The sequence below is a fragment of the Methylobacterium sp. WL64 genome, from assembly GCF_008039945.1.
Taxonomy (GTDB): Bacteria; Pseudomonadota; Alphaproteobacteria; order Rhizobiales; family Beijerinckiaceae; genus Methylobacterium.
In genome coordinates this window covers 14,588-40,806 of the sequence record NZ_VRVA01000044.1, presented here as the reverse complement: position 1 = coordinate 40,806, position 26,219 = coordinate 14,588, and the positions used below count along the sequence as shown (strand labels likewise).

At 66.9% G+C, this 26,219-nt stretch carries 26 protein-coding genes and 1 pseudogene; 13 read left to right on the top strand and 14 right to left on the bottom strand.

What is annotated here, in order from left to right:
• From FV242_RS18245 to FV242_RS18235, 3 genes are all read left to right on the top strand, one after another.
• On the top strand, positions 1 to 164 hold a 164-nt coding region (locus FV242_RS18245), incomplete at its 5' end, for a sugar transferase (RefSeq protein WP_147939906.1).
• A 105-nt stretch (positions 165 to 269) separates the two neighbouring features.
• A complete protein-coding gene (locus FV242_RS18240; RefSeq protein ID WP_147939905.1) occupies positions 270 to 503 on the top strand; it encodes a hypothetical protein in 234 nt (77 codons plus the stop codon).
• Between the two features lie 128 nt (positions 504 to 631).
• Positions 632 to 1,327: a hypothetical protein gene (locus FV242_RS18235; protein ID WP_147939904.1), complete on the top strand. Its 696-nt coding sequence runs from the start codon at positions 632 to 634 to the stop codon at positions 1,325 to 1,327.
• 112 nt (positions 1,328 to 1,439) lie between these two features.
• Here the strand turns inward: FV242_RS18235 and FV242_RS18230 are convergent, their stop codons facing one another.
• Both FV242_RS18230 and FV242_RS34650 read right to left on the bottom strand, forming a co-directional pair.
• The gene (locus FV242_RS18230; protein WP_147939903.1) at positions 1,440 to 1,694 is read right to left on the bottom strand and encodes a hypothetical protein; all 255 of its coding nucleotides are present in this window, start codon (positions 1,692 to 1,694) and stop codon (positions 1,440 to 1,442) included.
• Between the two features lie 342 nt (positions 1,695 to 2,036).
• Positions 2,037 to 2,291: a hypothetical protein gene (locus tag FV242_RS34650; protein WP_187278474.1), complete on the bottom strand. Its 255-nt coding sequence runs from the start codon at positions 2,289 to 2,291 to the stop codon at positions 2,037 to 2,039.
• Between FV242_RS34650 and FV242_RS18225 the strand changes: the two genes are divergently transcribed.
• The 3 genes and pseudogenes from FV242_RS18225 to FV242_RS18215 all read left to right on the top strand — a co-directional run bounded on the left by FV242_RS18225 (position 2,281) and on the right by FV242_RS18215 (position 5,044).
• Positions 2,281 to 2,991 carry a hypothetical protein gene (locus FV242_RS18225; protein WP_246692767.1) on the top strand — a complete coding sequence of 237 codons (711 nt, stop codon included), beginning with the start codon at positions 2,281 to 2,283 and terminating at the stop codon, positions 2,989 to 2,991. The two genes, FV242_RS34650 and FV242_RS18225, sit on opposite strands and share 11 nt — an antisense overlap.
• Before the next feature lie 256 nt (positions 2,992 to 3,247).
• Entirely contained in the window at positions 3,248 to 3,613 is a 366-nt protein-coding gene (locus FV242_RS18220) for a DUF1622 domain-containing protein (protein WP_147939902.1), read from the top strand.
• A gap of 127 nt (positions 3,614 to 3,740) precedes the next feature.
• Positions 3,741 to 5,044 (top strand): annotated as a pseudogene (locus tag FV242_RS18215) (IS66 family transposase).
• Between the two features lie 298 nt (positions 5,045 to 5,342).
• On the opposite strand, the gene FV242_RS18210 reads toward FV242_RS18215, so the two are convergent.
• From FV242_RS18210 to FV242_RS18195, 5 genes are all read right to left on the bottom strand, one after another.
• Positions 5,343 to 6,257: a ferritin-like domain-containing protein gene (locus FV242_RS18210; RefSeq protein WP_147939901.1), complete on the bottom strand. Its 915-nt coding sequence runs from the start codon at positions 6,255 to 6,257 to the stop codon at positions 5,343 to 5,345.
• Positions 6,258 to 6,452: 195 nt separating this feature from the next.
• The gene (locus FV242_RS18205; protein ID WP_210248941.1) at positions 6,453 to 6,872 is read right to left on the bottom strand and encodes a tetratricopeptide repeat protein; all 420 of its coding nucleotides are present in this window, start codon (positions 6,870 to 6,872) and stop codon (positions 6,453 to 6,455) included.
• 363 nt (positions 6,873 to 7,235) lie between these two features.
• Positions 7,236 to 7,610: a hypothetical protein gene (locus FV242_RS18200; protein WP_147939899.1), complete on the bottom strand. Its 375-nt coding sequence runs from the start codon at positions 7,608 to 7,610 to the stop codon at positions 7,236 to 7,238.
• A 6-nt stretch (positions 7,611 to 7,616) separates the two neighbouring features.
• Positions 7,617 to 7,757 carry a hypothetical protein gene (locus tag FV242_RS34645; protein ID WP_187278472.1) on the bottom strand — a complete coding sequence of 47 codons (141 nt, stop codon included), beginning with the start codon at positions 7,755 to 7,757 and terminating at the stop codon, positions 7,617 to 7,619.
• Positions 7,758 to 8,157: 400 nt separating this feature from the next.
• Positions 8,158 to 9,462 (bottom strand): class I SAM-dependent methyltransferase, encoded by a 1,305-nt coding sequence (locus FV242_RS18195; protein ID WP_147939898.1) that lies wholly within the window; start codon positions 9,460 to 9,462, stop codon positions 8,158 to 8,160.
• A 769-nt stretch (positions 9,463 to 10,231) separates the two neighbouring features.
• Here FV242_RS18195 and FV242_RS18190 point away from each other — a divergent pair.
• A complete protein-coding gene (locus tag FV242_RS18190) occupies positions 10,232 to 10,753 on the top strand; it encodes a lipocalin-like domain-containing protein (protein WP_147905803.1) in 522 nt (173 codons plus the stop codon).
• A 475-nt stretch (positions 10,754 to 11,228) separates the two neighbouring features.
• Positions 11,229 to 12,950 carry a malate dehydrogenase (quinone) gene (gene mqo, locus FV242_RS18185; RefSeq protein ID WP_147939897.1) on the top strand — a complete coding sequence of 574 codons (1,722 nt, stop codon included), beginning with the start codon at positions 11,229 to 11,231 and terminating at the stop codon, positions 12,948 to 12,950.
• A gap of 92 nt (positions 12,951 to 13,042) precedes the next feature.
• On the opposite strand, the gene FV242_RS18180 is transcribed toward mqo, so the two are convergent.
• Together FV242_RS18180 and FV242_RS18175 are read right to left on the bottom strand one after the other, a co-directional pair.
• The gene (locus FV242_RS18180) at positions 13,043 to 13,300 is read right to left on the bottom strand and encodes a hypothetical protein (RefSeq protein ID WP_147905805.1); all 258 of its coding nucleotides are present in this window, start codon (positions 13,298 to 13,300) and stop codon (positions 13,043 to 13,045) included.
• A gap of 254 nt (positions 13,301 to 13,554) precedes the next feature.
• Positions 13,555 to 13,767, bottom strand: a complete 213-nt coding sequence (locus FV242_RS18175) for a hypothetical protein (RefSeq protein WP_147905806.1) — start codon at positions 13,765 to 13,767, stop codon at positions 13,555 to 13,557.
• 395 nt (positions 13,768 to 14,162) lie between these two features.
• Here FV242_RS18175 and FV242_RS34640 point away from each other — a divergent pair, with 395 nt between their 5' ends.
• Positions 14,163 to 14,327 (top strand): hypothetical protein, encoded by a 165-nt coding sequence (locus tag FV242_RS34640; protein ID WP_187193582.1) that lies wholly within the window; start codon positions 14,163 to 14,165, stop codon positions 14,325 to 14,327.
• 232 nt (positions 14,328 to 14,559) lie between these two features.
• Here FV242_RS34640 and murI read toward each other — a convergent pair whose 3' ends face one another.
• Positions 14,560 to 15,435 carry a glutamate racemase gene (gene murI, locus FV242_RS18170; protein ID WP_147905807.1) on the bottom strand — a complete coding sequence of 292 codons (876 nt, stop codon included), beginning with the start codon at positions 15,433 to 15,435 and terminating at the stop codon, positions 14,560 to 14,562.
• Positions 15,436 to 15,696: 261 nt separating this feature from the next.
• Between murI and egtB the strand changes: the two genes are divergently transcribed.
• The 3 genes from egtB (at position 15,697) to FV242_RS18155 (ending at position 19,107) form a co-directional block, all read left to right on the top strand.
• The gene (gene egtB, locus FV242_RS18165; RefSeq protein WP_147939896.1) at positions 15,697 to 16,965 is read left to right on the top strand and encodes an ergothioneine biosynthesis protein EgtB; all 1,269 of its coding nucleotides are present in this window, start codon (positions 15,697 to 15,699) and stop codon (positions 16,963 to 16,965) included.
• A gap of 107 nt (positions 16,966 to 17,072) precedes the next feature.
• A complete protein-coding gene (gene egtD / locus FV242_RS18160; protein WP_147939895.1) occupies positions 17,073 to 18,047 on the top strand; it encodes an L-histidine N(alpha)-methyltransferase in 975 nt (324 codons plus the stop codon).
• A 43-nt stretch (positions 18,048 to 18,090) separates the two neighbouring features.
• Complete coding sequence (locus FV242_RS18155; protein ID WP_147939894.1) at positions 18,091 to 19,107, top strand: adenylate/guanylate cyclase domain-containing protein; 1,017 nt, start codon at positions 18,091 to 18,093, stop codon at positions 19,105 to 19,107.
• Between the two features lie 101 nt (positions 19,108 to 19,208).
• On the opposite strand, the gene FV242_RS18150 is transcribed toward FV242_RS18155, so the two are convergent.
• The 4 genes from FV242_RS18150 to clpS form a co-directional block, all read right to left on the bottom strand.
• Complete coding sequence (locus FV242_RS18150; protein ID WP_147939893.1) at positions 19,209 to 20,507, bottom strand: NAD(P)/FAD-dependent oxidoreductase; 1,299 nt, start codon at positions 20,505 to 20,507, stop codon at positions 19,209 to 19,211.
• Between the two features lie 260 nt (positions 20,508 to 20,767).
• A complete protein-coding gene (locus tag FV242_RS18145; protein WP_147909963.1) occupies positions 20,768 to 21,049 on the bottom strand; it encodes a hypothetical protein in 282 nt (93 codons plus the stop codon).
• A 91-nt stretch (positions 21,050 to 21,140) separates the two neighbouring features.
• Positions 21,141 to 23,639 carry an ATP-dependent Clp protease ATP-binding subunit ClpA gene (clpA, locus tag FV242_RS18140; protein ID WP_147909962.1) on the bottom strand — a complete coding sequence of 833 codons (2,499 nt, stop codon included), beginning with the start codon at positions 23,637 to 23,639 and terminating at the stop codon, positions 21,141 to 21,143.
• Positions 23,640 to 23,676: 37 nt separating this feature from the next.
• On the bottom strand, positions 23,677 to 24,078 hold the full coding sequence (clpS, locus tag FV242_RS18135; RefSeq protein WP_187278473.1) for an ATP-dependent Clp protease adapter ClpS: 402 nt from the start codon (positions 24,076 to 24,078) through the stop codon (positions 23,677 to 23,679).
• 604 nt (positions 24,079 to 24,682) lie between these two features.
• On the opposite strand from clpS, the gene FV242_RS18130 reads away from it, so the two are divergent.
• The gene (locus tag FV242_RS18130; protein WP_147939892.1) at positions 24,683 to 26,164 is read left to right on the top strand and encodes a D-alanyl-D-alanine carboxypeptidase; all 1,482 of its coding nucleotides are present in this window, start codon (positions 24,683 to 24,685) and stop codon (positions 26,162 to 26,164) included.
• The last annotated feature ends 55 nt before the right edge of the window (positions 26,165 to 26,219 follow it).

Here is a 26,219-nt window from a genome sequence, read left to right as displayed (position 1 = left end):
CGGGGGTGACCGGCCTGTGGCAGGTCTCGGGCCGCTCCGACACCAGCTACGCCGAGCGCGTGGCGCTGGACCTGGACTACGCCAGCCGCTGGAGCCTGCGTCGGGACATCGCGATCATGCTGCGCACCATCCCGGCCGTGCTCGCTCAGCGCGGCAGCAAGTAACACTCGTGGCTGGGGCGCCTACCTGCAACTCCAGCACCGATGGCATAGGGCCTCGGATGAGCCTACCACCTCGACTCGGCCCACGCGGGTGCGAAGCGGGGTGCGATGACGGGACTTCTGCTGAATGCGCTGCTCGGGCTCGGGCTCGGTCGTTTTGCTTCGGTATGGGGGCTACTGACGTTCCTGCCGGTCGTGGCCATCGAGCTCACCTATGATGCTTGCGTTCACCACCTCGGCATGAGTGGGGGCATACGGCGCGCCGCGGCGCTGCTGGTGTGCGGTCAACTCACCTTCCTGCTCGGCGCCTTGATGCGCCCAATGCGCGGCGAGACGTCGTGAGAGCTCGGACGCCGCCGGCTTCAACCAACCTGATAATCGGGTGCGCAGCGATCCTGGCAATTAAAAAACTGAACTTGGATCGCTGAACTTCGCGTCATTAGAGCGATTGAACAGTCATGGAGGTGGCCATGTCAGCACTTCGCGCGCCAACTGTCGGGTTGGTACTTTATATGCTGTCCATAGGACTGGTGTCCGCGCAACCGGACACCAGCGGCACGGGAGGCGGCTCACCTTCGACCGAGCGGGTGCCCAACATACCCGATGTTGGACACACCAAGCCGTCGAGCCGCGACGCCAGCCCGACGTCGGTCAAGGCCATTGAACGCCCGACCTCACGTCAGGCCGTTGACGACGCGATCAGTGCCAAAGTTTGCCGTGGATGCGGGGTTGATCCCAACACCACAGGCTCCATCCCCGTGACAGCCTCGACCGCTGGCGCGCCGGAGAGGCGCGACATCCAGCTCGATGAGCTTCGGACCGCGACCGAGCCCAGACAACAATCGGGACTCGACACGTTCGCCTTGGCATCCGCGCATCGCGAGCAAGCGAAATCGGCGGCTGAGAAGACAGATGGCCTCTGGCAGTCGTGGGTCGTGTCGGTGTGCAAAGGCTGCGGGGATCAGAAGCCGGCCAAGGCCTTCAAGCTGGAGGATTGGCCGAACAGAGATGTTCCAATGATCACTGGCTCGGTCGACCGCAATCTGCCGCTCGGAAAGGCACGTTCCATTGAGGCCAAACGAGCCGAGATTCCGCGTCGGGGCAGTCTTGAGGCGGACCTCTCGCCGGGGAACCTCGCGTCGATTAAGGGCATGCCACGGGAGTGACGAGGCCAACTCTTCTCTCATTCGCCACTGCCGGCGCCATCGGTCGGCCCGGTTTCATACCACGTCCCTGAACAGAATGCGGAGCGAGGCGCGCCCCCAATCGCTCACCAACTCAAGTCCGTGAGAAGGGGCCGTCGATGGGCTCGACGGTCTCTCGATCACCCAGAACTCGACGGCCCGAGGCGATGATCTGGATCGCCTCCCGGCTGCCGCATTCGCGGCGGGCCAGAGCTTCCAAGTCACGCAGGTAGGCGATCACCGGCTCCCGGGCGCGCTGTTTTTGCCGCAAAGCCGGCTCGACCTTGGCGGTGACGTGCTCGGCGACCGTGTCCCAGAAGTCCGGCGGCCGTGCTGAGCTTGTCGGCATCCGTGCGGCTCCACCGGGAAAAAGCGGTCCCGTCGACATTGAATCGGGGGGGATGATCGCAGGCGACAGGACCGGCCGGAATACTTCCGCCTCCGCATCATACCTGCGAACAGCGGCGTCTGGAACCGCATGTTTGAAGGCCACGACATCATCGGCATCGCGCTCGGCGGATCGCACGGTGAGGATGGCACACGGTCCAGCTGGAGGATGCGATGGGGTACGTCGCCATGCCGGTGTTTGTTTGCTGTTGCTGGCGGTAATCGGCGGCACCTTTGCCGCGAAGCTGTTTTCCTTCGCGAGAGCCTTTGCGGCTACGCACCTTTGGCCCGGCGCGGATCGCGCTCAGTCCCGGTCGTCTTCGGGCACGGTGTCGCTGAACGGCACCGTGAGCACGAGCTGGCCCGCCTCATCCATGATCTCGAACGCGCAGTCCATCCAATCGCGGATGAACGTATGGCGCTCCCACGCAATCATCACCCGCGCCTGCGACAGAACATCCTCACGCGCGGCGTTCAGGTCAGCTATCAAGGTCTTCGGCGTCGAGGGCGAGAAGCTCTCTGGACACGATGCCCCGACCCAGGACTTCGTGTTTGCCACCGGGCCGGTCTTCCCGAACCCGGATGCCAAGGGTTTCCTCGGCAGCATGAAGCAGTTGGAGGCCGGCACGAGCGCACCGGAGGCCGTCAAAGCCGCGGTCTCGGGGGCGGCCCGGGCCCTCGACAGCGTGGTCAAGGCGGTGAAGGGCGAGAGTTCGCCGTTGCTCGACTTCTTCGGGCACCAGCCGCTGCATCCGCTCGCCGAGCCGTACTATTCTCAAGCCGCCCTCCGATATGGCGAGCACATCGCCAAGATCGCGGCCTTCCCGGCTTCTCCGGCACAGTCCGCCCTGGCCGGTGAGGAGCTCCATCCCGGCGAGGACCCGGATGCGTTCCGGCATGCCGTCCTCGCTTACCTGAAGGGCGAGGCGGCGGTGTTCGAGATCAGGGTGCAGCTCTGCCTCGACCTCAACGAGATGCCTGTCGAGGATGCCTCGAAGCGCTGGGACGAGGAGGCGAGCCCCTACCGCACCGTCGCGCGGCTCGTCCTTCCGCCGCAGGACGGGAACTCGGAGGCGCGCCGCAAGTACGCCGACGACGTGCTCTCCTTCCGTCCGGCCCATAGCTTGGCCGCACATCGTCCCATGGGGTCGCTGATGCGCGCGCGGCTGAAGACGTACCAGGCTCTGTCGCGCTTCCGGCACGAGCGCAACCACGTGTCAGAGGTAGAGCCTATCTCCATCGACCAGGTCCCGGCCTGACATCTCTATCCACGACCCGATGGAATTTCTCGAAGCCTGGCCGACGCATCGAGATGCGCGCGTCATCCTCTTGAAGAACAGGCAGGACGATTCGATGGCATCTGATCCAAAGCCGATGAGGCTCTGGGACCGCGACAGGTGAAAGGCGGTCGAGGACCAGCAGGAGATCGACAAGGCAGGGGAGCGGTCGCGCCAGATCCCTGGCTTAGCCCGGACGAAGGGCGGCCATATCCAAGAACTCACGGAGGCATGAGCGATGCCTTTGCTCTACGAGTGGATACGTGCCATCGCCGCGCTCATCGAGATCGGGGGTAGCCTCCTCGTCGTGTTCCGTTGCGGTCGGGGCTTGCACGAACTCGCGCCAGGGCGCGGTAGCCATCACAGCATCGTCGCGGGGCGTCTCGCTGTCGCCGAGGGCATCGTGGCCCCGCTCGGCATCAAGATGGCAGCGACGCTGCTGAAGACCATCGAGCCCCGAAGCTGGAACGCCATCCAGATGTTCGCAGCGGTGTTCGTCCTGCGTACCTTCGTCAAGCAGGCGCTCGCCTATGAGGAGGAGTGCCTTAAGGGTGTATACGAGCTGAAGGATAGCTCCGATATCGTAGTGCAACGACACCCGTAGACTTACGTATGTTATTTTAATCCCAACTTAAGATCAAATTTTTATTACTCGCGCTGGGCGTCCCCTCAACCCCGGGTAAATTACCCAGGCCCTTGCGCGGGTCGGGTTTCGCTGATTCTTTCGTAGGATAGGGCGCAGCGATCTTGAGCGGTTGAGCCGCGAGGAACTGATCGATCCTTCGACAAGCTCAGGATGAGGTGGTGCTGCGTCTGCAGCGTCCGGACAAGACCTCTCGCACGTCCTCGAAGCCGCCCGCTACAGACCGCAAAGAGTGGCGCGAGCAATCCAAACCTGGCGGGGCCAAGCCCGGCCACGAGGGCCATAGCCGTGTGATGAGCGACGATCCCGACGCGGTCGTCGATCATCGGCCCGACCGCTGCGCGTGCTGCGGCGGCGGCCTGCACGGAGATCTTCCTGTCGAACTCGTGAGCGCGTCCGAGCGGATCGAGTTGCCGGAGGTGACACCGGTCGTGACGCAGCATCGACGGTTGGCCGTGCACTGCCCGACCTGCGGGGTGCGGGTCGTCGCGCCGGTGCCGGAGGCGGCGCAGGGCACGCCGTTCGGCCCACGGCTGCATGCGGTGGCGACGTATCTCAAGACCTTCCAGGCGCTGCCCTACGAGCGACTGCAGGCAGCCTTGTCGGACCTGTTCGGTCTGACGCTCAGCCAGGGCGGGCTGATGAACCTGCTCCAGCGCGTGCAGAGGCACTTCCGCTCCGGTCGCGAGGAGGCCGTCTCGACGCTACGCCGGGCCGCTGTGATCGCCTCGGACGAGACCGGAGTCCGGATCGAGGGCAGCAACGCTTATCATTGGGTGTTCCACGCGGCCGACGCCGTGGTGCACACCGCCTCGCCGACGCGGGGCGCCATCGTGATACGGGAGATGATGGACGGCCACCGGCCCGCGGTGTGGATCTCGGACCGCTACACCGCCCGAGCCTGGTCATGCCGCCGCGCACCAGACCTGCCTCGCCCATCTCGCCCGCGACGTCGCTTACGTCGTCGAGGTCAGCGACGATCCCGTGCCCTGGCGATTGCAGCTCTAATTGCGATCCGTATTCGCCCTGGCCGAGCGCGTCATCGATCTGGCCGCCTCGACGCTCGCTGCCAAGCGCCGGACCTTGGATCGACAGCTCGGCGCCATCCTCGCCACACCGAGCCGCTGCGACCTGACCCGCGACCTGCAGGCCAAGATCGGACGGGCGCGTGATCAGCTCCTCGTCTTCCTCGCCCATCCCGGCGCGGTCGAACCGACCAACAACGGCTCAGAGCGACTGCTGCGCCCAGCGGTCGTCCAGCGGAAGGTGACCAACGGCTACCGCGCCATGTGGGCCGCCGAGGGCGAGGCCGCCATCCGCACCGTCGTCGATACCGCACGCCTCGCAGGCCACAGCCCATTCGGCATCATCCTCAAGACCGTCGGTGCCTGATCCCAGCCGTCACAGGCCTGGGTAATTACGCCATGGCAGCCTGCGGGAGTTGCGCGCGTTCCCGGTGCCACACTGGAGAAGCGCATCGCCCAGCCTGGACATGCCGATGTCCCTTTGTCTTGCCCCGCCTCGCCCGGGTTGGACTGATTGAAGTCCTGGCGACGCTACCTATTGCCGAACCGGAGCCAAGACGGGCATGAGGACATTGCCCTGAACAAGAAAGCGCGGAACCCCGTCCTCATCGCGAACGGTGAGGGCGGTCGGCGACTGTACAAGCGCCGACCGCCCCTTCATGCCTTCATCGCAGGTTGCCGTTGAGGCCGTTCGGGAAGAAACCCGTCCGGTTCCCGTTCGGGTTCAGGTATACAATGTTGAGCACCTGCTGCGGCGTACGTGCGAACACGAGGCCACGTTGATCCACCGGCGAGAGGTTCGAGGATCCGGCTGAACCGATACCCTGGTCATCATCACTTGAACCGTCGAGCGAATCGCGCGCGTCAGAGATCGCCTGTGCCTGAGTGTACAGGCCACGGCTGTACAGCAGCGTGCGGATGATGCCGGCGTGATAGGCTTCGACCGCGAGGATACTGGCAGCGCCCGCGAGGTTGGCCGGATCTTTGATCAGCGGAGCGGCGCCGTTGTAGGCAGTGACCCCGACATCCTCGAAGATGAAGGCGGCGAGCAGGAAGTTCGTGTCGTTTGCGAAGGCGTCGAAGGTGTCGTTTGGCCCGGCCAAGCCGGCAGCGCGAGCCGCGATAGTGAATGAGAGGTTCAGGTCGATGGTCGGGCGCGCTACCGCGTTGCTCCCCAACGCCTGCCGCAGCGTGTTGACGTGAGCGCGCTCGTTGCGGGCGATCTCGTTGGCGTAGTTGGCGATGGCTTGCGTCTGAAACTGGACGGCGCGACCGCCTGAGACGGCGCCGACGGTGCCCGCTCCTGAGACCTCGGCATCGGACAAGCCCTGTCCGACCGAGGCCCGCAGGTAGAACTCAGCCTCGAGATATTCGAGGTTGAGCGCGAAATTGAAGATGTCGGCATCCGTGATGGACTGAGCGAGAGCCGGCTTCACGCTACCTGGACTGAACAACGCGGCGCCGACGACGCCGAGACCGACCGCGCCGAGAAACGCGCGACGCCCTGCCTCAAGATCAATTTTGCGCGGTGCCTCGGCGGATTCAGCGCGCTTTGTTCTCACAGCGGTTTCCTCGATCATTTTGATCTCCGTCGATTGGTTCAGGCACCCAGCTTGGCGCCATCGCGCTTACGAGCGACGCACCATCGAAGTTTCACAGGTTTAAAGAATTTTTAAGTTTTTTCGGCTTTTCGAACCGAGCGTCTCTCCGCCGCCGTGTTTTACGACCTGGCGGCTCGGCATCCCCTCACCGATCTCGCCCGAGCTTGGCCGCGATTAGATCGGCACGTCGCGCGTCGGCCGTTCACCGGAGCGTAGAAGGTGCAGATTGTTTTGGACCACGGGATTGCTCGGGTCGAGGGACAGAGCGCGCTCAAACTGCTTAAAGGCTCGGCGTTTGTCGCCGCGCAGGAGATACGAGTAACCACGATTGTTGATGATCTCAAAAGTCTCGCCCTGGATCTCGACAGCCTCTCGGTAGGCGCGGTCGGCGAGGTCGAAGCGACTAAGATTGTCGTAGGCAGCGGCGAGCCCAATCCACGACGCGACATCGGTCCTGTTCTTTTCGACAGCGGTGCGAAAATGGCGCTCGGCATTGCCGTAGTTGCCTGCGGCGAGATCGGCGCGGCCGAACCTGTTGGCCTCGTTCGAGGTCAGGATGCCGGTGGAGAAGGCAGGGGGATCGGCCGCTGCCACCGGATCGCCCGCCGGCGTTTGGCAAGCGGCCGCGGCAAATGTCAGACAGCTGCTGGCGAGGGCACGGCCAAGCCTTGCCAAACAGCGCGTTAAAGGCTCACCGGATTTTAGAAGACGCAATACGCCGTCCGCTCATGATCACGACTGGGTTGCCGCCTTCGCCCGTATCTACCACAAGGCTGGGCGCAAGCGACCATTCAAACGGATCTGCGCACATTTTCATCGAGCGGCTCCGACGAATTGGGCTATCGCGAGGTTACGGGTGCGAGGGGGGTGAACCGCGCCGGGGTCCCCGCGGCCATGCACACGACTGTCGCTGGTCGCGAGCGGTATGGTCTCGGGGCCGCCGAACCGGGAACCCGGTCAAATCTTTCTGCTGGGCGCCACGAACGAATTGGTCTCGGTAGAAGACAAGTTCTTCATGTAGCAGTTCTCAAGTCGTTCCAGTCCTGCTACGCTCTTATCCAGCGCCACTTGGATGGTCGAGCCCTCGCCCTTCACGGCGAGGCTATCGGCCAGCTTCAGCGATTTGTGTAACCGGTCGTCCTGGATTGGCACCGACACACCGTTGCCCGAGGCGGCGACGTCAGCTGAAAGGACCGAGGTGCCAGCCGTTAGCTCGACTGGATAGCTCCTGTTGCGCCCGAGCTTCCACTTCGGCGAACTCATGCTCAGGTCGAGGCCCTCGGAATCGCGCGTGAAGCGCGCATTCACACCTTCCTCGGTCTCGCGGCGCATCACGCATCACTCGATTTTTGGGTTTTTGTAGGCGGCCTCGACCTGCCAGGGGCCGATAGCGACCGCCTCGCCCTTGGATCGCGCGGCGGCGAGGGCAGCGGGCGTTAGGAGCGCAAAAGCGAGCGAAGTCATGAGGGCCAGATGCATGAATCTTCTAAGTTCGGGTCGGCAGTACAGATTTTGAAAAAGCGCGCCGGCGGTTTCACGGTTCCCATCGGCCGTATATCGAAGAACTTACCGACCGTCGTTGCGCGACGTCGGAACGGGGTGAACACAGCGACCCGCTCGCTCGCGAACATTGCCTTGCTGGTCTGAACCGTCGCGATAGCCGAGACAGCGGACAAGGCTTCCCGCTCAGCCACGCCGCGCACCAGCCAAGACTCGTGGGGGGGGGGCAGGTTGCCGACCCTCAATCTGAGCGCGTTTATGTCGGTACAGTATGAAGACTTGGCAGGGCTGAACACTATGCGGATCCGAAGCGGGTTGCTCCGCACCAGAAGCGAGTCATAAGCAAATTGTCTATTATATGCGCTGGACGACCTACAGCTTAAAATAGCACGACCTTCCTGAAGCTCAGCGTCGTGCCGTCGAGGGCATGCGTACCCTGCACCTTCAACGTCGCGCGCACCAAACCATTATATGCAGGAAGGCCTTCAAGCATGAAAAAAGTATAGGCTTGGTCGATCAAGGTCCACTCGGTCCGGCCCGGAAGCGGCGCCGTCCATGTGGCGATCAGGCCCTCGCTGCCGTCGAGAGCGTGAAGCGTCACCTGTATGGTCGCTGGGTAATGAAGATTCTCTAAATTGATCAATGCACTCAAATTAGCTTGCTCATTAAAGTCTAGCTCGAAGCTATGCTCCGAAATCTGGCCCGACAGATCGAAACTAGCGCAAAAATCGATGAATTGAAGCGAACGATCTGTTTTCGGCACAAACACATAGGTGTCGTGAATACCCATGAGACCATAGCGCGGTCGTTGGAGGCGAACGTCGAAGGGTGAAAATATATGCGCGAACATATTCTGCGTTAGGACATTTCCGGACGCGTTCGAGCCTGCAGAATTCTCTAAACAAATGAACGCCTCTTGGTCGATAAGGGTGGTGCGCACCCGTCCTCCCGCCGCAGAGGTCGGCGCAGCGCCTGCCAGGACCTGCGGGAACATCGTGGGTCCGTGACCTGTCATCACGGCGATGCCGCCAGGCACGAGCAGACGATAGAGTTCCTGCATCCAGCGGTAGTGCTCCTCAAACGTTAGGTGCGTCAGGACGGAGATCCCATAAATCAGATCGAAGGACCCGTCCGCATAGGCGAGAGGTGGGTCGAAAGGCGAGACGGCGAACTGGCCAAACGGCAAGCTCGCGGCACACCAGTCGACGAGTTCGGGATTGATATCGCAGCCATGCAGGCGAACGCTGTCGGCCTCGCTGGCCCAATGGCGTGCCAAGCGGCCGCAACCGCATCCCCAGTCCAGCACTCTTAGGTCCGGCTTCGATAGGACTAATCCTGCTTCCTCGACCGCCCGCCGGACGGCGCGTAGGTCCGCCTCGCCCGCTGCCTGGAAACGGGCAGGATCACGACCGTTTGTGACAAGAAACATCAGGTCGCTAGGCGGGATGGGAAGACCGTCGTTGCCGATCAGAAGCTCGGTATCCTCGAACGGCGGGGCGCGACGGATTGCACGGCCTTCCTTGTGTCCAAAGTATCGGAAATGGTCCGCGCCAGACCCGAGATCGCCAGCGGCAACTGCCGCCCGAACATCCGGATGTGCCTCTAGATATGCAGCCTCGTCGAACCCCTCTGGCAGCGTTGACACGTCAGCCGATTCCAAGTCTGCAGCGTGCTCAGATCCCATGAGTTCCGACTCCCAAGCCCACCCGGCGAAGCGCCGGTGACCGTGGCTTGATAAGGCTTTGACTGCCGATGGGGCAATCCGGGGACCCTGAACTTCCTGATACGTCCATCACTGCGGCGCTACGAGCACACGCTCAACATTCGAACATGTCGCTGCTGTATAGCTGCGCTTGATCCGGGATATGACACGCCTCTTTTGTGCACGGCTACCAACTTGGAAGAAATGGAGGAAAAGCCAGATTTAATGCGCAGGCGTGGGGTGCCCCACCTCGATTTAGGAAGACCGTTGCCCGCGTGCGAACAGGATGCGGGCGGCATCCGACAATGAGCCACCATCATCCGTCGATAGGAACTTGGGCGAGCGAAGCTGCATTATCGGCAGAATGGTCTTTTCACTGGTACGGAGGGGTGGTACAAACCACGCTCAATACGGAAGTGTAAGCGTTTGATTTTGCAGCATTTCGTTTGGAAAGTGTACAATCCTTTCCTGGGCACCATCAGCCGCCTAAAGCGCTGATCCGCACAACACTCTCTCCCCAGACCATGACACGGGACCGGCCATCGCTGCCGGTCGGTGCCGCTTCGGATCCCTGTCGATCGAAGCCGTGCGCCATCATCCGAACCCAGCCCCGCGCGACCGACACCTGTCACGACAGGGCCGCACGCCGTATCCCGGTGTCGCCCGATTCGCGCGGACTGCATGGCCACCCGTCGGAACGGCTCCGGTTCCCGGGGCTGCAGGCGAAGCGGGCCGGAAGGAGAATCACCGGATGACGAAGTTCTCCGCGACGCTCGCGGCCGCGTTGCTCATGGCCGCGTCGCCCGGCCAGGCCGCCGACGCCCAGCCGCAGATCCAGGCGGACGAGGGCGATCTCGCCGAGAAGATCGTCGGAACCTGGGAACTCGTCTCCTACCAGGTCGAGGACAAGGCGACCGGGTCGCTCATCGACGCGATGGGCAGCGCGCCGCGGGGCCGGGTGATCTTTACCCCGGATGGCTGGGTCGCGTTCAACCTCGAGGGCACCGACCGCAAGCCGGCCGAGACCGATGCCGATCGCGCGGCGCTGATGAAGACGCTGGTCGCCTATATCGGCCGCTACCGGATCGAGGGCGACCAATGGATCACGACGGTCCAGACCGCCTGGGCGCCGGAATGGGTCAACACCGAGCAGCGGCGGACGATCAAGATCCATGGCGACGAGGCCGACGTGACGACGCCCTGGCGGATCATGCCCAACTGGGATGCCGGCCGACTCTCGCGCAGCATCATCCGATTCCGGCGCAGCCGATAAGGGCGGCTCCCGCCATGCCGCCCGCGCGCACCCCGCATGTTCCGCACAGGACAGGCGGAGGCGTTTGTCCTACACCACAGATTGTCCTTTCAGACCTCATCCTCTAAGACGCGGTGAACACGCCGCCGCGCCAGATCGGCCGGCGTCTTTTCACCGTCGAGACTCGCCGATCACCGCGCGACCTCCGGATCGGGTCTTGGCTCTATTCGGCGCTGCCACGTCGAACCCGGCCATCGACTGGGAAAAGACGCTTCTATCCGGCCCTGCACTTCCGGAAGCTGTCTTCGGAAGCATCGACGGCGCACAAGACAAGAAACGATCGCACACGATCGATCACGCGCTGCGTGCCGCATCATCCGCGGGGGAACGTTCCGGAAGGCTGGATGCGCGGGGCTCCCGTCGCATCGATCCGACGCCTTCTGTGCCGGGACGTGCCAGCCGTGCATGCCCGGCCCTCAACCGATGAGATGTGGCGATGCGTGCCGACGACACCAACAAGCCCCGATCCCCGCGCGACACGCTCGCCGTCAGCCGGCGGCAGCTCCTCGGGACGGCGGCCACCGGGCTCGCCGCGGCCTCGCTGCCGAGCGCCCTCGCGTTCGCCGACAGCGCCGACACCAAGGTCGACGTGCTGCTGATCGGCGGCGGCATCATGAGCGCGACGCTCGGCGTGTGGCTGAACCAGCTCGAGCCCACGTGGTCGATCCAGATGGTCGAGCGCCTGGATCAGGTCGCCCTCGAGAGCTCGAACGGCTGGAACAACGCCGGCACCGGGCACTCGGCGCTGGCGGAGCTGAACTACACCCCGGAGAAGAAGAACGGCCAGGTCGAGATCGCCAAAGCGGTAGAGATCAACGAGGCGTTCCAGGTCACGCGCCAGTTCATGGCCTCGCTGGTCAAGGCCGGGGTGCTGAAGAACCCCCAAGCCTTCATCAACTACACCCCGCACATGAGCTTCGTCTGGGGGGACGACAACATCGCCTACCTGCGGAAGCGCTGGGAGGCCCTGAAGGCCAGCCCGCTGTTTGCCGGCATGGAATTCTCGACCGATCCGGAGCAGCTCAAGACATGGGTGCCCCTGATGATGGAGGGGCGCGACCCGGCCCAGAAGGTGGCCGCCACCTGGTCGCCGCTCGGCACCGATGTCGAGTGGGGCGAGGTCACCCGCCAGTACGTCGCCCACCTGCAGGGCCAGCCGACTTTCAAGCTGAGCCTCTCCACCGAGGTCGAGGGCATCGCCAAGAACGCCGACGGCTCCTGGCGGGTGGCGTCGCGCAACGTGAAGGATGGGTCGCGGCGCAGCGTCGACGCCAAGTTCGTGTTCATCGGCGCCGGCGGCGGCGCCCTGCACCTGCTGCAGAAATCGGGCATCCCGGAGGGCGAGGATTACGCCGGCTTCCCGGTCGGCGGCTCGTTCCTGATCAATGAGAACCCGGACGTCGCGACGCTGCACCTCGCCAAGGCCTACGGCAAGGCGTCGGTCGGCTCGCCCCCGATGTCGGTGCCGCACCTGGACACGCGGGTGCTCGGCGGCAAGCGCGTGATCCTGTTCGGACCGTTCGCGACCTTCTCGACCAAGTTCCTGAAGGAGGGCTCGTATCTCGACCTCCTCAGCTCGACCACGACCAGCAACATCTGGCCGATGGTCCGGGTCGGCCTGGACGAGTATCCGCTGGTCGAGTACCTGGCCGGCCAGCTCATGCTGTCGGACGACGACCGGATCGCGGCCCTGCGCGAATACTTCCCGAAGGCCAAGAAGGGGGAGTGGCGCCTGTGGCAGGCGGGTCAGCGCGTGCAGATCATCAAGCGCGACCCGAACAAGGGCGGCGTGCTGAAGCTCGGCACCGAAATCGTCAACGCCAAGGACGGCAGCATCGCCGCCCTGCTGGGTGCCTCGCCGGGTGCTTCGACGGCGGCGCCGATCATGCTGCAGGTGCTGGAGAAGGTGTTCGCCAAGAACGTCGCCACGCCCGAGTGGCAGGCGAAGATCCGGCAGATCGTCCCGAGCTACGGCACGACGCTCAACGACGACCCCGCCCGGGTCGCCCAGGAATGGGCCTACACCAGCGAGCAGCTGCAGCTGCCGGCGCCGCCCCGGATCGACACGGCAGCGCTCAAGCCCGTGCCGGCGAGCAGCACCGTGCTGAACAGCAGCGACACGCCGGTCCCGGCGCCGGTCCACGACCTCGCGCCCTGAGCGCGGTCTCTCCCGGGCCTCGTGCGGACGCACGGGGCCCGGGGCCGGCGGCGTTTCGCAGTCCCTCCGGAATCGGTTTCGGACAGGGGGCTCTACCGGGTGGCGCCGTGCGCGATGTGAAGCCAGCCGAAATCCACCGGATAACCGAGGCCGTGCAGCATCTTGACCCGCTTCCACGAGGCCGAGCGGGCCGAGCCGGCGTCCTGTCCGGCCTCGATCTCCGCGGATTCCATCTCCTGAAGCTCCCGGGTCAACGCCTCGCGCAGCCCCGTCGCCTTCATGGCCCCGAGGGCCGCGGTGAAGGCCTGCTCGGTCACCCGCACCTGATCGCAGATTTGACGCACGCTCATCAGTCTTGAGCCCTTTGCACTGCCGTTGGACCGCTATTGCGCAGTCATCGGATCTTAGCATCCGCGGCAGCAACGTCAGATGTACGTCTTTGGTGCAGACAGGTTTAGTATCCAGCTTGGTAAAGCCGGCCTTCTGGGGCGCTCGCGGCCGGGATCGATACCGGTTCGGGGAAAGCAAGCGCGTCGGATCGAGGACCGAGGGCGGTTCCGGACGGGGCCGAGGCGTTCGGGAAAAGGCGATGCGGCCCAGGCGTCTAGCGCAGCGGCAGCCAGCCGAGGCGGCGCGTCACCCGGGACGGACGGCGCCAGCGCCGCTTGCGTCCGAACGTCCTGCGCGAGTCGAGGATGCCGGATCCGACCTCATCCTTCTGGATGATCCGGGGCTGCACCGCCGCACCGATGGCCACCAGAGCGGCCGATCCGACCAGCGCCATGATCGCGGCACCCCAGAAAAGACTCTCGAACATCTGGTCCTTCCCGCCGGCATTTCCTTTTATAGGCCTGAAGTCTGATCGAAATTGCGGCAGAAGCTAGACTGCGCAGATTATTTTGCACACTTATCAGTATCGCCGCGGGTGGCTTTGCGGTGTGCAACCCTTGCGGCGGGCCATTTCCGCTGCGGCGATCCCCGCGAGCCTGGCCAAGGCCGGAGCGCGCGGCAGCGCCCGATACCCCCGATCCCCACCCCAACGCCGCGCTCCACCCGCTTCGGCGACCGTGGTTGCAAATTTTACGAAGCGTTCATCCTGCGGGTGTCCACTTTACGCCACCAAGGCCAGGCAAGCCTTCGGTGGACCACGCCACCCGCGACGGGCCAGGGACCGGCCCACAGGACAGATCACACAACAGGGATCCGAGACCGATGCCGCGCAAGACCGACACGACACCGCAAGAGCCGATCATGGAGCTGTGGCGGATCCTGGCGCTGGCGCTGATCGTCGCCGCCGGGATGCTCTTCGTCCATCTGGTCGTCCCCGCCGAGGCCGAAGCCCTCGACAGACCCGCAAGCACCGCAGCGCTGCGCTGACGCACCCGTCCCAGTCGCCGTCTCTCTCGTTCGGCACGGCTGGACGGCGGACCGGCGGCCTCGTCGGCGGGGCGAAGGCCGCGGGCTCCGTCCGAGGCGGATCCGCGGCAGGCCCGGACGCGGCGGCCCAGGGCCGGACCTGGAGTATCATTTCGCAGGAGGGCCGCCGGCTTCCGGAAGGAGCCGGCGGGAGAAGCCGCGGCCCGTCGGGGCCCGGCTGGGTCGGCGCCGCCTACTGCATCGCCAGCGGCATCGCCTCGACGGCGACCTCGCCGATCCCGCGGGCGGCGAGGGAGGCGCGCAATGGGCCGGTCAGGCAGGTGCCGGCCGTAAAGGCGCCATGGACGGCCCCGTCATGGTCGGCATCCCGCCGGGCCGGGCCGATCAGCTGGATCACGCGCCGGGCGATGGCGGGCGCCGGATCGATCCAGGTCACCGGCCAGGGCGCCAGCGCTTCGAGGCGCGGCAGCAGCAGCGGGTAGTGGGTGCAGGCGAGGCAGACCACGTCGGTGCGCCGTCCGTCAGCCTCGGCGACGAAGCAGGGCGCGATCTCGGCCGCCAGGGCGGCATCGTCGATCGGTGCGCCGGCCAGTTCGGCCTCGGCGAAGCCCGCGAGGTTCGGCGAGCCGACCAGCGTCACCGCGCAGGATCCGGCATAGGTCGCGATCAGGTCGTGCGTGTAGGAGCGTGCCACCGTGCCGGGCGTGGCCAGCAGCGTGATGAGGCCCGAGCGCGTCGCCGCGGCGGCCGGCTTGATCGGCGGCACCACGCCGACGAACGGCGTCGCGAAGCGCTGGCGCAGGGCCGGCAGGACCAGGGTCGAGGCGGTGTTGCAGGCGATGACCACCAGGTCCGGCCGGTGCGTCGCGACGAGCTGCTCCATCACCGCGAGCACCCGGGCCACGAGGGTCGCCTCGCCGAGCCGCCCGTACGGGAAGGCGGCATCGTCGCCGGCATAGACGTAGCGGCCGTCCGGCCGGGCGCGGCGCACCGCATCGAGGACCGTCAGGCCGCCCAGGCCGGAATCGAACACCAGGATGGTCGGCTCCGGTGACGGGCGGAACGCCGCGGGGGACAAGCTCGCCCCGGCCATCAGATCGATCCGCATGGAAATTCTGGACTCCGCACTCAGCGCCTCGAATCTCGGTGTCGAGGGTTAAGGCCTCCTCACTGCGGCGCAAGAAAGACCCGCGATTTCAAATTCTCCCCGTTAACCCCCGCGTCCCCGGCGGCGAATGAGGCGAACGACCCGGGCGCAGGCGGAATCACGAGCGGAGGTTGTCTGACCACCGCGGGGACATATCTTCTGCGACCAAGCTGAGCGTCGATAAGACGATCCCAGCAGAGACGCGAATAAGGGAAGATCCGCATGGCAGCCACGGCGGCACTCCGCTCCGGCGACACGCGCGCGCAACCGGCTGCGGCTTTCCCGCCCCCGGCCGTGACCGCCCGGCCGATCGACCGCGCCGCCTGGATCGCCGCATTCCGTTTCGTGCGCAGCGAGACCGAGCGCCGCGCCGCGCCGCTCTCGGCGGAGGACCAGCAGGTCCAGTCGATGGCCGATGCCAGCCCGACCAAGTGGCACCGGGCGCACGTGTCGTGGTTCTTCGAGCAGTTCCTGCTGCGGGAGCACCTGCCGGGCTACGCCATCTTCGACGAGCGCCTGCACTACCTGTTCAACTCGTACTACGTGGCGGCCGGCCCGCGACAGCCGCGCATCCAGCGGGGCATGATCACCCGGCCGACCATGGACGAGGTCACGGCCTATCGGGCGCATATCGACCGCGCGGTGGAGTCGCTGCTCGGCCAGGCCTCGGAAAGCGCCCTGGAGGCCGTGCTGCCGATCCTCGAGATCGGGCTGTACCACGAGCAGCAGCATCAGGAGCTTCTGCTCACCGACATTCTGCACGCCTTCGCGCAGAACCCCCTCGGGCCGGCCTACGATGCCGGCTGGCGCTTCCCGGCCGCCTCCGGGCAGACGGGTCAGGCCCCGCTCGCCCGCGGCATCGCCTGGATCGGGCATACCGGAGACGGGTTTTCGTTCGACAACGAATCGCCCCGCCACGAGGCGCTGATCCTGCCCGGCCGGATCGACAGGGCGCTGGTCACCAACCGCGAATGGCTCGCCTTCATGGAGGCGGGGGGCTACGCCAAGCCCGAACTGTGGCTCTCCGACGGCTGGTACGCCGGCCAGGCCGAGGGCTGGGAGGCGCCGGGCTACTGGCGCCGAGACGGTGACGGCTGGGCGACCATGACGCTCGGCGGCGTGCGGCCGGTGGATCTCGACGCGCCGGTCACCCATCTCAGCTACTACGAAGCCGACGCCTATGCCCGGTGGGCCGGCCGCAGCCTGCCGACCGAGTTCGAATGGGAGGTGGCGGCACGGGACGGCGCCCTGCCGGACGCGTTCGGCCTCGTCTGGCAATGGACCCGCAGCGCCTACACCGCCTATCCGGGCTACCGGCCGTTGCCGGGGGCCCTGGGCGAATACAACGGCAAGTTCATGGTCAGCCAGTTCGTGCTGCGCGGCTCGTCGGTGGCGACGCCGGAGGGCCACGCCCGGCTGCCGTACCGCAACTTCTTCTATCCGCATCAGCGTTGGCAGTTCACCGGCCTGCGCCTCACCGACGCCGCCTAGGGCCGTTCCCGATCGCGAACGGCCTCAATCCTCGATTCGAAACGCTCGCCGACGCCGAACCGGTATCCCCGTCGGCCGCGAGCGCTCCAAGCGCCCCGGAGTCGCCCTTGACCGTCAAGCCCAGCTTCCCCGACGCGGCCCCGGTCGCCCTGGACACGCCCGAACTGGCCTTCCTGGCCGATGTGCGGGACGGCCTGTCCCGCCCGCAGAAGGCGCTCGCGCCGAAGTACTTCTACGACACCGCCGGCTCGGACCTGTTCGAGGCGATCACGCGGTTGCCGGAATACTACCCGACCCGCACGGAGGTCGGGATCCTCGACCGCAGCGGCTCCGAGATGGCCGCGCTGCTGCCGGCCAAGGCCGCGCTCGTCGAGTTCGGCAGCGGCTCGACCATCAAGCTGCGCCGCCTGCTGCGCCACCTCGACAAGCTCGCGGCCTACGTGCCGGTGGACGTCTCGGCCGAGTTCCTGCGGGCGCAGGCGGACGTGCTGAGCGGCGACTTCCCGCATCTGCGGGTCGAGCCGGTGGCGGCCGACTTCACCCGCGACTTCGACCTGCCCGCGAGCCTCGCGGGCATGCCCCGGGCCGGCTTCTTCCCGGGCTCGACCATCGGCAACTTCGAGCCCGCCGAGGCCGAGGACCTGCTGCGGCGGTTCGGGCGCATCCTGGGGAAGGGCGCCCACATGATCGTGGGCGTCGACCTCGTGAAGGATACCGCGATCCTGGAGAACGCCTACGCGGATGCAGCAGGCGTAACGGCTGCGTTCAACCTCAACCTCCTGACCCGGATCAACCGGGAGCTCGCCGGCCGCTTCGATCTCGGCGCCTTCTCGCACCGGGCGGTGTTCAACCCGGGGCCCTCACGGATCGAGATGCATCTGGTCTCGCAGCGCGCGCAGGATGTCGGGATCGGCTCCGAGACCTTCGCGTTCGCGGCCGGCGAGACGATCCACACCGAAAGCAGCTACAAGTACACGGTCGAGACCTTCCGAGCCCTGGTGGAGCGGGCCGGCTGGACCTGGATCCAGGTCTGGACCGATCCGGAGGGGCTGTTCTCGGTCCACGCCCTCCGGCAGGATTGAACCCCGGCGCGTCAAGCCGGCACGTGGGGTGAAGGACGGCCGGATGCGTTTCAGCCCGCGCTGGTTCTACCTCGTGGCGCCGGGGCTCGGCGCCCTGGCCGGCCTGCTCTACGGATCGCTGTTCGCGGTCGGCCCGCTGCTGGGCTCGGCCATCCGGGGCGCGATCATTGGGGCACCGATCCTGCTTTACGAGCGCGGGCTGCTGTGGCGGCAGATGCGGGAGCGCGTGCGCCAGCTGGCGACGCCGCTGTTCCTGCTTTCCACCGTGGCGCTCTACATCGCCCTGATCGTGGCCGGCAACGCGGTCGCCAGTACGGTGCTGAACCGCCTGTTCCGCTTCATGTACAGCGAGCGGAACGCGATGCTGATGACCGAATCCGGCTTGCTCTACGGGCTCGCGATTTCGGTCCTCGTGGTGTTCGTGTTCCGGGTGCGCGACCTGATCGGTCCCGGCGTCTTCGCCAACCTGCTGATCGGCCGCTACCACCGGCCGATCAGCGAGGAGCGCATCTTCCTGTTCCTCGATGTCACCGGCTCGACCCGCTTCGCCGACCGCCACGGCGACCGCGCGGCGCAGGCCTATCTGGGGCAGGTGTTCAACGCCCTGGCGCCGCCGGTCTCGCGCTTCCGGGGCTCGATCGACGATTACATCGGCGACATGGCCCTGGTCACCTGGACGATCGAGCGGGGCACGCGCGACGCGGCCTGCCTGCGCTGCGTCTTCGCCTTCGCCGAGCAGCTCGCCGCCGAGGCCGACGCCTGGACGAAGCGGTTCGGGCAGGTCCCGGAATTCCGCGCCGCCCTGCATTGCGGCTCGGTGGTCACCGCCGAGATCGGGCTCGAGCGCCACAAGATCGCGTATTTCGGCGACGTCGTGAACACCACAGCCCGGCTGGAGAGCCTGTCCAAGAGCCTCGGCGTGCACGTGCTGGTCTCGGCCGACCTGCTCGACCGGATCGGCCCGCTGCCGCCCGACCTCGTGGCGGAGGATCTTGGCACGCACGCCCTGCGCGGCCGAGAACAGCCGCTGGCCGTGGCGGCGATCCGGAAGCCGGCTTAAGGCATCGTCAGGACCATCGGCTGCCGGCTCAGATACTCTGCGCGCCGCGCTCGCGCATCGTCGCCTTCCGAAAGCCGGCAGCCACCTCTCGGGGCGATGCTCTAGGCGCCCAGGACCTTCAGCACTTCCTGGGCCGCGCGCTCACCGTCGAGGGTGGCGCCGCCGACCGTCATGGCGCCGCCGCCGGCGAGCGCTTCGCCGGCGAAGAACACCCGCCCGCCGACCGGATCGCGCAAGCGCTCGCGAGCCTCCGCGTGTCCGGGCTCGACGATGGAATACGAGCCGCGGGCGTGCGGGTCGGTCCACCACCCGGCGAGGCGGCCGGCCAGGACGGCGCCCTGCGCCTTCGCGCCCAGGGTCGCGCCGAGGCGCTCGGTGGCCAGGGCGATCGCGGCCGGTTCGCCCGCGCGGCACAGGTCCCGGGCGAGGTCGCCGCCGAGATTGGCCACCGCGATGGCGCGGCCGAACGGGCCCATCTCGAAATACACCGTTGGGCCGCCGGTGATCACCGACACCGCGTCGCCCAGAGCCGCCGGATCGACCTTCGCAGGGTCGAGCCGCAGGCCGATCTTGGTGTAGGCGCCCATGTGCAGACCATCCAGGGCCGCCGCAGTGCCATCGGGCAGGCCCGGGGTGAACCGGATCGCCCCTTCTTTCAGCACGCCGACCGGCACCGTCACGATTGCCGCCGCCACCGCGAGCGTGCCGCAGGCCGTGTCGATCCGGACGGTCTTGCCGGACCAGTCGATCGCCCGCACCGGACAGCTCAGCCGGACCGGGAGGTCGGCGAAGCGCCGCGCCACGAGGTCGCCGTAGCCATCGACCCAGAGGTCGGTCCCGGACCACAAGCGATCGTAATCCACCGCCGAGACCCGCTCGGGATCCTCGCCGAGCGAGAGCCGGCTCAGGCCGGCCGCCGCACCCTCGGCGTTCGGGCCCCCAGCGTGGGCGGCCTCGGCCAGCGAGGTGTCACCCCCCTTGGGGGCCAGCAGCGCGTCGAGCCCGGAGAAGCCCGCACGGCGGCTCGCATTCTCCGCGTCGGTCGCCGGCCGGCCGTCGATCATGAGCGTCCGGGCCCAGCCGCTCTCCTGCGCGAAACGCACGCCCGATGCCCGGGCCACGGGGGCCCAGGGGTTGCGCTCGGCCCAGTGGATGTACTCGGCGCCGGCATCGAAGCGGCAATCGGGTCCGAGCGACCGATCGGTGAAAGCCCGGCCGCCGATCCGGTCCCGGGCCTCGACCAGCACCACGTCCTGCCCGGCCGCGCGCAGTGCCGACGCCGCCGCCAGGCCGGCCGCCCCGGCGCCGACGACCGCCACGGAGCCGCCCCGCGTCGCGGCGCGCACGGACGGGGCCGCCAGCACGGCAGCCGCCAAAATCGTTCGTCGGGTCGGACTCATGGCGTCAACGCTGGGGGGCCATTCTGAACCGGATCAGTCCGGCTTCATCCCGGATACCTGTACCGAGATCGCGGACCGGCAAGCGCGGCAGGGCCGCGGCATCTTCCCGAAGGAGGCGAGCCTGCGGCCGGCAAAGGGTCATGCCGTCTGGACGTCCCCGAGCATCATCCCGGAAACGGAGATGCCGCCTTGAATGCCACCGACGCCGCCAGGGGCAGGACCGCACGCAGGGCGTCGATCCTGTTGCCCGATCCGAGGCTCTAATGCGCGGCCGGGTTGGCGGACCGCTTCTCCATCATGGTCTTGACCTGCATCAGCTGGTCCCAGACCTGACCGGGCGAGGTGCCGAAGAAGTCGAAGCCGGCATTCACGCCGAGAAAGATCCCGACGCAGATCAGCGGCACCAGCACCCAGGCCAGCACCTCCTCGCCGCGGCGACGCCGCTGGCGGCGCCGGCGCCGCTCCTCGCGCCGGGTCAGCTTCGGGGCAGGCGCAGGATGCGTGACGGGGGAAAGAGGCCCCTCGTGCAGATCTTCGGTCATCAAGCGCCTCCTCGCCGCGGCGCGTTCGCGTCGCGGCGGTCATAGACCGGCAGGCCGTGGTCCGGAAGCCTGCCGGCCGGCGTGAGGGCTCTTATGCGCGGACCAGTGGCACCTTCGGCACGGTCCGGACGCCGCCGCCCGAGCCGCCGCTGCCACCACCGCCGCCCTTGTCGTCCTTCGGGGTCTTCTTGCGCGTGGCCGCGCGGGGCTTGGCCCGCTTGTGCCGCTTGGCCGCGTTGGTGACGTCCGCCTCCGGCTTCGGCGTGACCGGACCAGCCGGGAAGTCGAAGCCGAGGCTGTCCTTGGCGCCGGCCTTGGCCTCCTCGTCCTCCGGCTTGCGCACCACCACCCGGACGGCGCCGCCGTCCTTGAGCTTGCCGAACAGCACCTCGTCGGCCAGCGGCGTCTTGATGGTCGCCTGGATCAGACGCGCCATCGGGCGGGCGCCCATGGCGTCGTCGTAACCGTGCTCCACCAGCCACGCCCGCGCCTCGTCGGACAGCTCGATCGTCACGTTGCGGTCGGCGAGCTGCGCCTCGAGCTGGAGGACGAACTTGTCAACGACCTTGGCCACGACCTCCTTCGGCAGGTGGCCGAACGAAATGATCGCGTCGAGGCGGTTGCGGAATTCCGGCGCGAACAGCTTGTTGATCGCCTCCACGTCGTCACCCGTGCGCTTCGTCTGAGTGAAGCCGTAGGCCGACTTCGCCAGGTCCGAGGCGCCGGCATTGGTCGTCATGATGATGATGACGTTGCGGAAATCGACCTGCTTGCCGTTGTGATCGGTCAGCTTGCCGTGGTCCATCACCTGCAACAGAATGTTGAACAGGTCCGGGTGGGCCTTCTCGATCTCGTCGAGCAGCAGCACGCAATGCGGGTGCTGGTCGATCCCGTCGGTGAGCAGGCCGCCCTGGTCGAAGCCGACATAGCCGGGGGGCGCGCCGATCAGGCGGCTGACCGTGTGGCGCTCCATGTATTCCGACATGTCGAACCGCAGCATCTCGACGCCGAGCGAGGAAGCGAGCTGCTTGGCGGCCTCGGTCTTGCCGACGCCGGTCGGACCCGCGAACAGGTACGAGCCGATCGGCTTGTCCGGATCGCGCAGGCCCGCCCGGGCGAGCTTGATCGCCGAGGTCAGCGCCTCGATCGCGTTCGGCTGGCCGTAGACCACCCGCTTCAGGTTCTCGGTGAGGTGCTGCAGCACCACCGCGTCGTCCTTCGAGACGGTCTTTGGCGGGATGCGGGCCATCGTGGCGATGGTCGCCTCGATCTCCTTGATGCCGATGGTGCGCTTGCGACGCGCCTCCGGCACCAGCATCTGCGACGCGCCGGTCTCGTCGATCACGTCGATCGCCTTATCGGGCAGCTTGCGGTCGTTGATGTAGCGGGCCGACAGCTCGACCGCCGCCTTCACGGCCTCGGTCGTGTACTTGAGCTTGTGGAACTCCTCGAAGTACGGGCGCAGGCCCTTCACGATCTCGATCGTGTCCGGGATCGACGGCTCGTTGACGTCGATCTTCTGGAACCGGCGCACCAGGGCGCGGTCCTTCTCGAAGTACTGGCGGTACTCCTTGTAGGTGGTCGAGCCGATGCAGCGCAGCGTGCCCGAGGCGAGCGCCGGCTTGAGCAGGTTCGACGCGTCCATGGCGCCGCCCGAGGTCGCACCGGCACCGATCACCGTGTGGATCTCGTCGATGAACATGATCGCGTTCGGGTGCGCCTCGATCTCCTTCATCACCTGCTTGAGGCGCTCCTCGAAGTCGCCCCGGTAGCGGGTGCCGGCCAGCAGCGTGCCCATGTCGAGGGAAAACACGGTCGCGTCGGCCAGGACCTCCGGCACCTCGTGCTGGATGATCTTGCGGGCCAGGCCTTCGGCGATCGCGGTCTTGCCGACGCCGGGGTCGCCCACCAGCAGCGGGTTGTTCTTCTGCCGGCGGCAGAGCACCTGGATCGTGCGCTCGACCTCGGAGTGGCGGCCGATCAGCGGGTCGATCTTGCCGTCCCGGGCCTTCTTGTTGAGGTTGACGCAGTAGGCGTCGAGCGCGTCGCCCTTCTTCTTCGCGCCGCCGCGGGGATCGCCCTCGTCGCTCGGGCGCTCGGGGGCACCTTCCTCTTCCGCGCCGCGCACGGGCTTGGCCTCGGACGCGCCGGGGCGCTTGGCGATGCCGTGGCTGATGTAGTTGACCGCGTCGTAGCGGGTCATGTCCTGCTCCTGCAGGAAGTAGGCGGCGTGGCTCTCGCGCTCGGCGAAGATCGCCACCAGCACGTTGGCCCCGGTCACCTCCTCACGGCCCGAGGACTGGACGTGGATCACCGCCCGCTGGATCACCCGCTGGAACCCGGCGGTGGGCTTGGCGTCCTGGCGCCCGTCCCCGGTCAGGTTCGAGAGCTCGGTGTCCACGTAATCGACCAGGCTGCGCTTCAGCGTGTCGATCTCGACGTTGCAGGCGCGCATGACCGCGGCCGCGTCCTGGTCGTCGACAAGGGCGAGCAGGAGATGCTCCAGCGTCGCGTATTCGTGCCGTCGCTCGCCGGCGAGCGCCAGGGCTCGGTGGAGGGCTTGTTCTAGGCTGCGTGAGAAGCTTGGCAAAGCTGGCCTCTGTGTGGGTGCCTACCGCGAACGGCGCCTATTTCTTTTCCATAACGCACTGGAGAGGATGTTGGTGTTTGCGCGCGAAGTCCATGACCTGCGTCACCTTGGTCTCCGCCACCTCGTAGGTGAAGACCCCACACTCGCCGACCCCGTTCTGATGCACGTGCATCATGATGTGGTAGGCGTCCTCGTGACTCTTGTTGAAGAAGCGTTCGACGACCAGCACGACGAATTCCATCGGCGTATAATCGTCGTTCAGAAGGAGTACCCGGTACAGGCTTGGCTTCTTGGTCTTCGGCTTGGTGCGGGTGATGATCGCGGTGTTGGACCGGTCGTCGCCGCCCGGGGCGCGCGAACCGGAGGCCGTGATCGCCAAACGCGTCGGCCCGTGAAGCGTCGTCGATATCGCGGTGCCCTGAAGGGGGACCTGTGTCATGTGCGTCGAACCGATCCCTCGATTGGAGCGGGCGTCGCCGGCCCCCAATACCGATCCCGTCATGACCCTGCCGGGAGCGGCGTCCGGGTCGGCGGACATTAATCTACAGACCGTGAAGCGACTTCGCCAGACGCCTGCGCGCACTTGTCCGCCCCGCAAAGCTTGCGCCCGGCGCGACGCCTGCGACCCGCTCATGCCGACCTGCCGAGGTCGGCACGCGGAACGCGCCCGGCAGGCGGGGCCAGGGTCGGCACGCAGCGCCCGGATCGAACCGCGCGAAACCCGATTCCCGACCGGGGAATGCCGGAAGACGCGGGGAGGGCGGGGGATCGTTGCATGGCCGGCCTCCTCGGCGCCGCCGGGCCGGCTCGCCGCGCGCCGACACCGATGACGAAACCGGATCTCACCCAAGAGTGTGGGTCGCATACGCCATCGTCAAGACATGGCCGGACCGGCGCGATTCGGAACGCGAGTGGTTCGCATTAACGGGCCTGTAACTGCACCCGCCTAATTCTCAACCGATGCAGCGGGGCCACGCGATCAACGCAGGCCAGCACCAGAGATACGACCGGCGCATGCCGGTCTCGCGAGGCAATCAGGCGTGATGCGTAGCGTTGTAGGCCGCCCCCGGACGATCCCCGCGCTGCCGGCCGCCTTGGCCGCCGCCGCGGTCCTGACCGCCCTGGCCGCCCCGGCCGAAGCCCGCCGCGGGCGGCACCATCACCATGCGTCAGGGGGCGGCTACAACCCGCCCTACGCCGCCATGGTGGTGGACGTGAAGAGCGGGAAGACGCTGCACGCGGTCAACGAGGACGCGCTGCGCCATCCGGCCTCGATCACCAAGGTCATGACGCTCTACATGCTGTTCGAGCAGATGGAGCGCGGCAAGTTCGCCCTCGATTCCGAGCTGACCATGTCGGCCCACGCCGCCGCCCAGGCGCCCTCGAAGCTCGGCCTGCGCCCGGGCCAGACCATCAAGGTCGAGGACGCGATCAAGGCGATCGTCACCAAGTCGGCCAACGACGTGGCCTGCGCGATCGGCGAGAACATCGCCGGCTCCGAGGAGCGCTTCGCCCAGATGATGACCGCCAAGGCGCACGCGCTCGGCATGAGCCGGACCCGCTACGCCAACGCCTCCGGCCTGCCGGACCCCGACCAGCTCACCACCGCCCGGGACCTCACCGTCCTGGCCCGCGCCATCCAGGATCGGTTCCCGCACTATTACCGCTACTTCCAGACCCGCGCCTTCGCGTTCCGCGGCCGGGTGATCGGCAACCACAACCACCTGCTCGGCAACGTCCAGGGCGTGGACGGCATCAAGACCGGCTACACCCGCGACTCCGGCTTCAACCTGATGACCGCGGCCAAGTCCGAGGGCCGCCAGATCGTGGCGATCGTGCTCGGCGGCAAGTCGGGCGGCAGCCGCGACCGGATCATGGCCGACCTCGTCCGCGCCAACCTGCCCCGGGCCTATGCCGGCGTCCGCCAGTCGGCGCCGGTCACCGAGGTGGCCGAGCGGGCCCGCCCGGCCGTGGTGGCGGACGCCGTCTCGCGCACCCGCACCCAGGTCGCCTCGGCCGACGACGAGGATGTCGAGACCACCGGCACCACCGGCGAGCCCCTGGACATCATGCCCTCGCGCTCGACCACGACGCCGGGCGGCACCTGGAAGCCCGGTCCGCAGGGCGTGTCGCAGGCCCTCCCGAAAGCCGCGCAGGCCTATGCCGGCGCGAGCGGCGCCCAGGCACCGTTCCCGGGCGCATCCAAGACCGCGGCCCGGATGGCCTCCGCGGAACGCGACGAACCGCCCAAGGCCGTCGCCGGGACCCGCGTCGTCCCCACCGCCTGGGTGATCCAGCTCGGCGCCATGGACGACGAGTCCAAGGCCCGCACGATGCTCTCCGAGGCCCGCGCCAAGGCCGGCGGCAGCCTGTCCAAGGCGGCGCCCTACACGGTCAAGGTCGAGCATGGCGGGACCACGCTGTACCGCGCCCGCTTCTCCGGCTTCGCCGAACAGGATTCCGCGCAGGATGCCTGCTCGGCCCTGAAGCGCAGCGGCTTCAGCTGCTTCGCGACCCGCAGCTGAACGACCTTGAGCATCATCCCGAAAGGTGGATTCCGGCTTTCGGACCAAGATGATG

Bases quoted from the DNA above. Each gene is read 5' to 3' on its own strand.
- FV242_RS18155 (WP_147939894.1), top strand. From the start codon at position 18,091: ATGCGTTTCAGCCCGCGCTGGTTCTACCTCGTGGCGCCGGGGCTCGGC.
- FV242_RS18145 (WP_147909963.1), bottom strand. From the start codon at position 21,049: ATGACCGAAGATCTGCACGAGGGGCCTCTTTCCCCCGTCACGCATCCT.
- FV242_RS18180 (WP_147905805.1), bottom strand. From the start codon at position 13,300: ATGAGCGTGCGTCAAATCTGCGATCAGGTGCGGGTGACCGAGCAGGCC.
- FV242_RS18240 (WP_147939905.1), top strand. From the start codon at position 270: ATGACGGGACTTCTGCTGAATGCGCTGCTCGGGCTCGGGCTCGGTCGT.
- FV242_RS18220 (WP_147939902.1), top strand. From the start codon at position 3,248: ATGCCTTTGCTCTACGAGTGGATACGTGCCATCGCCGCGCTCATCGAG.
- clpS (WP_187278473.1), bottom strand. From the start codon at position 24,078: ATGACACAGGTCCCCCTTCAGGGCACCGCGATATCGACGACGCTTCAC.
- murI (WP_147905807.1), bottom strand. From the start codon at position 15,435: ATGCGGATCGATCTGATGGCCGGGGCGAGCTTGTCCCCCGCGGCGTTC.
- FV242_RS18200 (WP_147939899.1), bottom strand. From the start codon at position 7,610: ATGCGCCGCGAGACCGAGGAAGGTGTGAATGCGCGCTTCACGCGCGAT.
- FV242_RS18195 (WP_147939898.1), bottom strand. From the start codon at position 9,462: ATGGGATCTGAGCACGCTGCAGACTTGGAATCGGCTGACGTGTCAACG.
- FV242_RS34645 (WP_187278472.1), bottom strand. From the start codon at position 7,757: ATGCATCTGGCCCTCATGACTTCGCTCGCTTTTGCGCTCCTAACGCCC.
- FV242_RS34640 (WP_187193582.1), top strand. From the start codon at position 14,163: ATGCCGCGCAAGACCGACACGACACCGCAAGAGCCGATCATGGAGCTG.
- mqo (WP_147939897.1), top strand. From the start codon at position 11,229: ATGCGTGCCGACGACACCAACAAGCCCCGATCCCCGCGCGACACGCTC.
- FV242_RS18150 (WP_147939893.1), bottom strand. From the start codon at position 20,507: ATGAGTCCGACCCGACGAACGATTTTGGCGGCTGCCGTGCTGGCGGCC.
- FV242_RS18230 (WP_147939903.1), bottom strand. From the start codon at position 1,694: ATGCCGACAAGCTCAGCACGGCCGCCGGACTTCTGGGACACGGTCGCC.
- FV242_RS18175 (WP_147905806.1), bottom strand. From the start codon at position 13,767: ATGTTCGAGAGTCTTTTCTGGGGTGCCGCGATCATGGCGCTGGTCGGA.
- FV242_RS18235 (WP_147939904.1), top strand. From the start codon at position 632: ATGTCAGCACTTCGCGCGCCAACTGTCGGGTTGGTACTTTATATGCTG.
- FV242_RS18130 (WP_147939892.1), top strand. From the start codon at position 24,683: ATGCGTAGCGTTGTAGGCCGCCCCCGGACGATCCCCGCGCTGCCGGCC.
- FV242_RS18190 (WP_147905803.1), top strand. From the start codon at position 10,232: ATGACGAAGTTCTCCGCGACGCTCGCGGCCGCGTTGCTCATGGCCGCG.
- FV242_RS18210 (WP_147939901.1), bottom strand. From the start codon at position 6,257: ATGATCGAGGAAACCGCTGTGAGAACAAAGCGCGCTGAATCCGCCGAG.
- egtB (WP_147939896.1), top strand. From the start codon at position 15,697: ATGGCAGCCACGGCGGCACTCCGCTCCGGCGACACGCGCGCGCAACCG.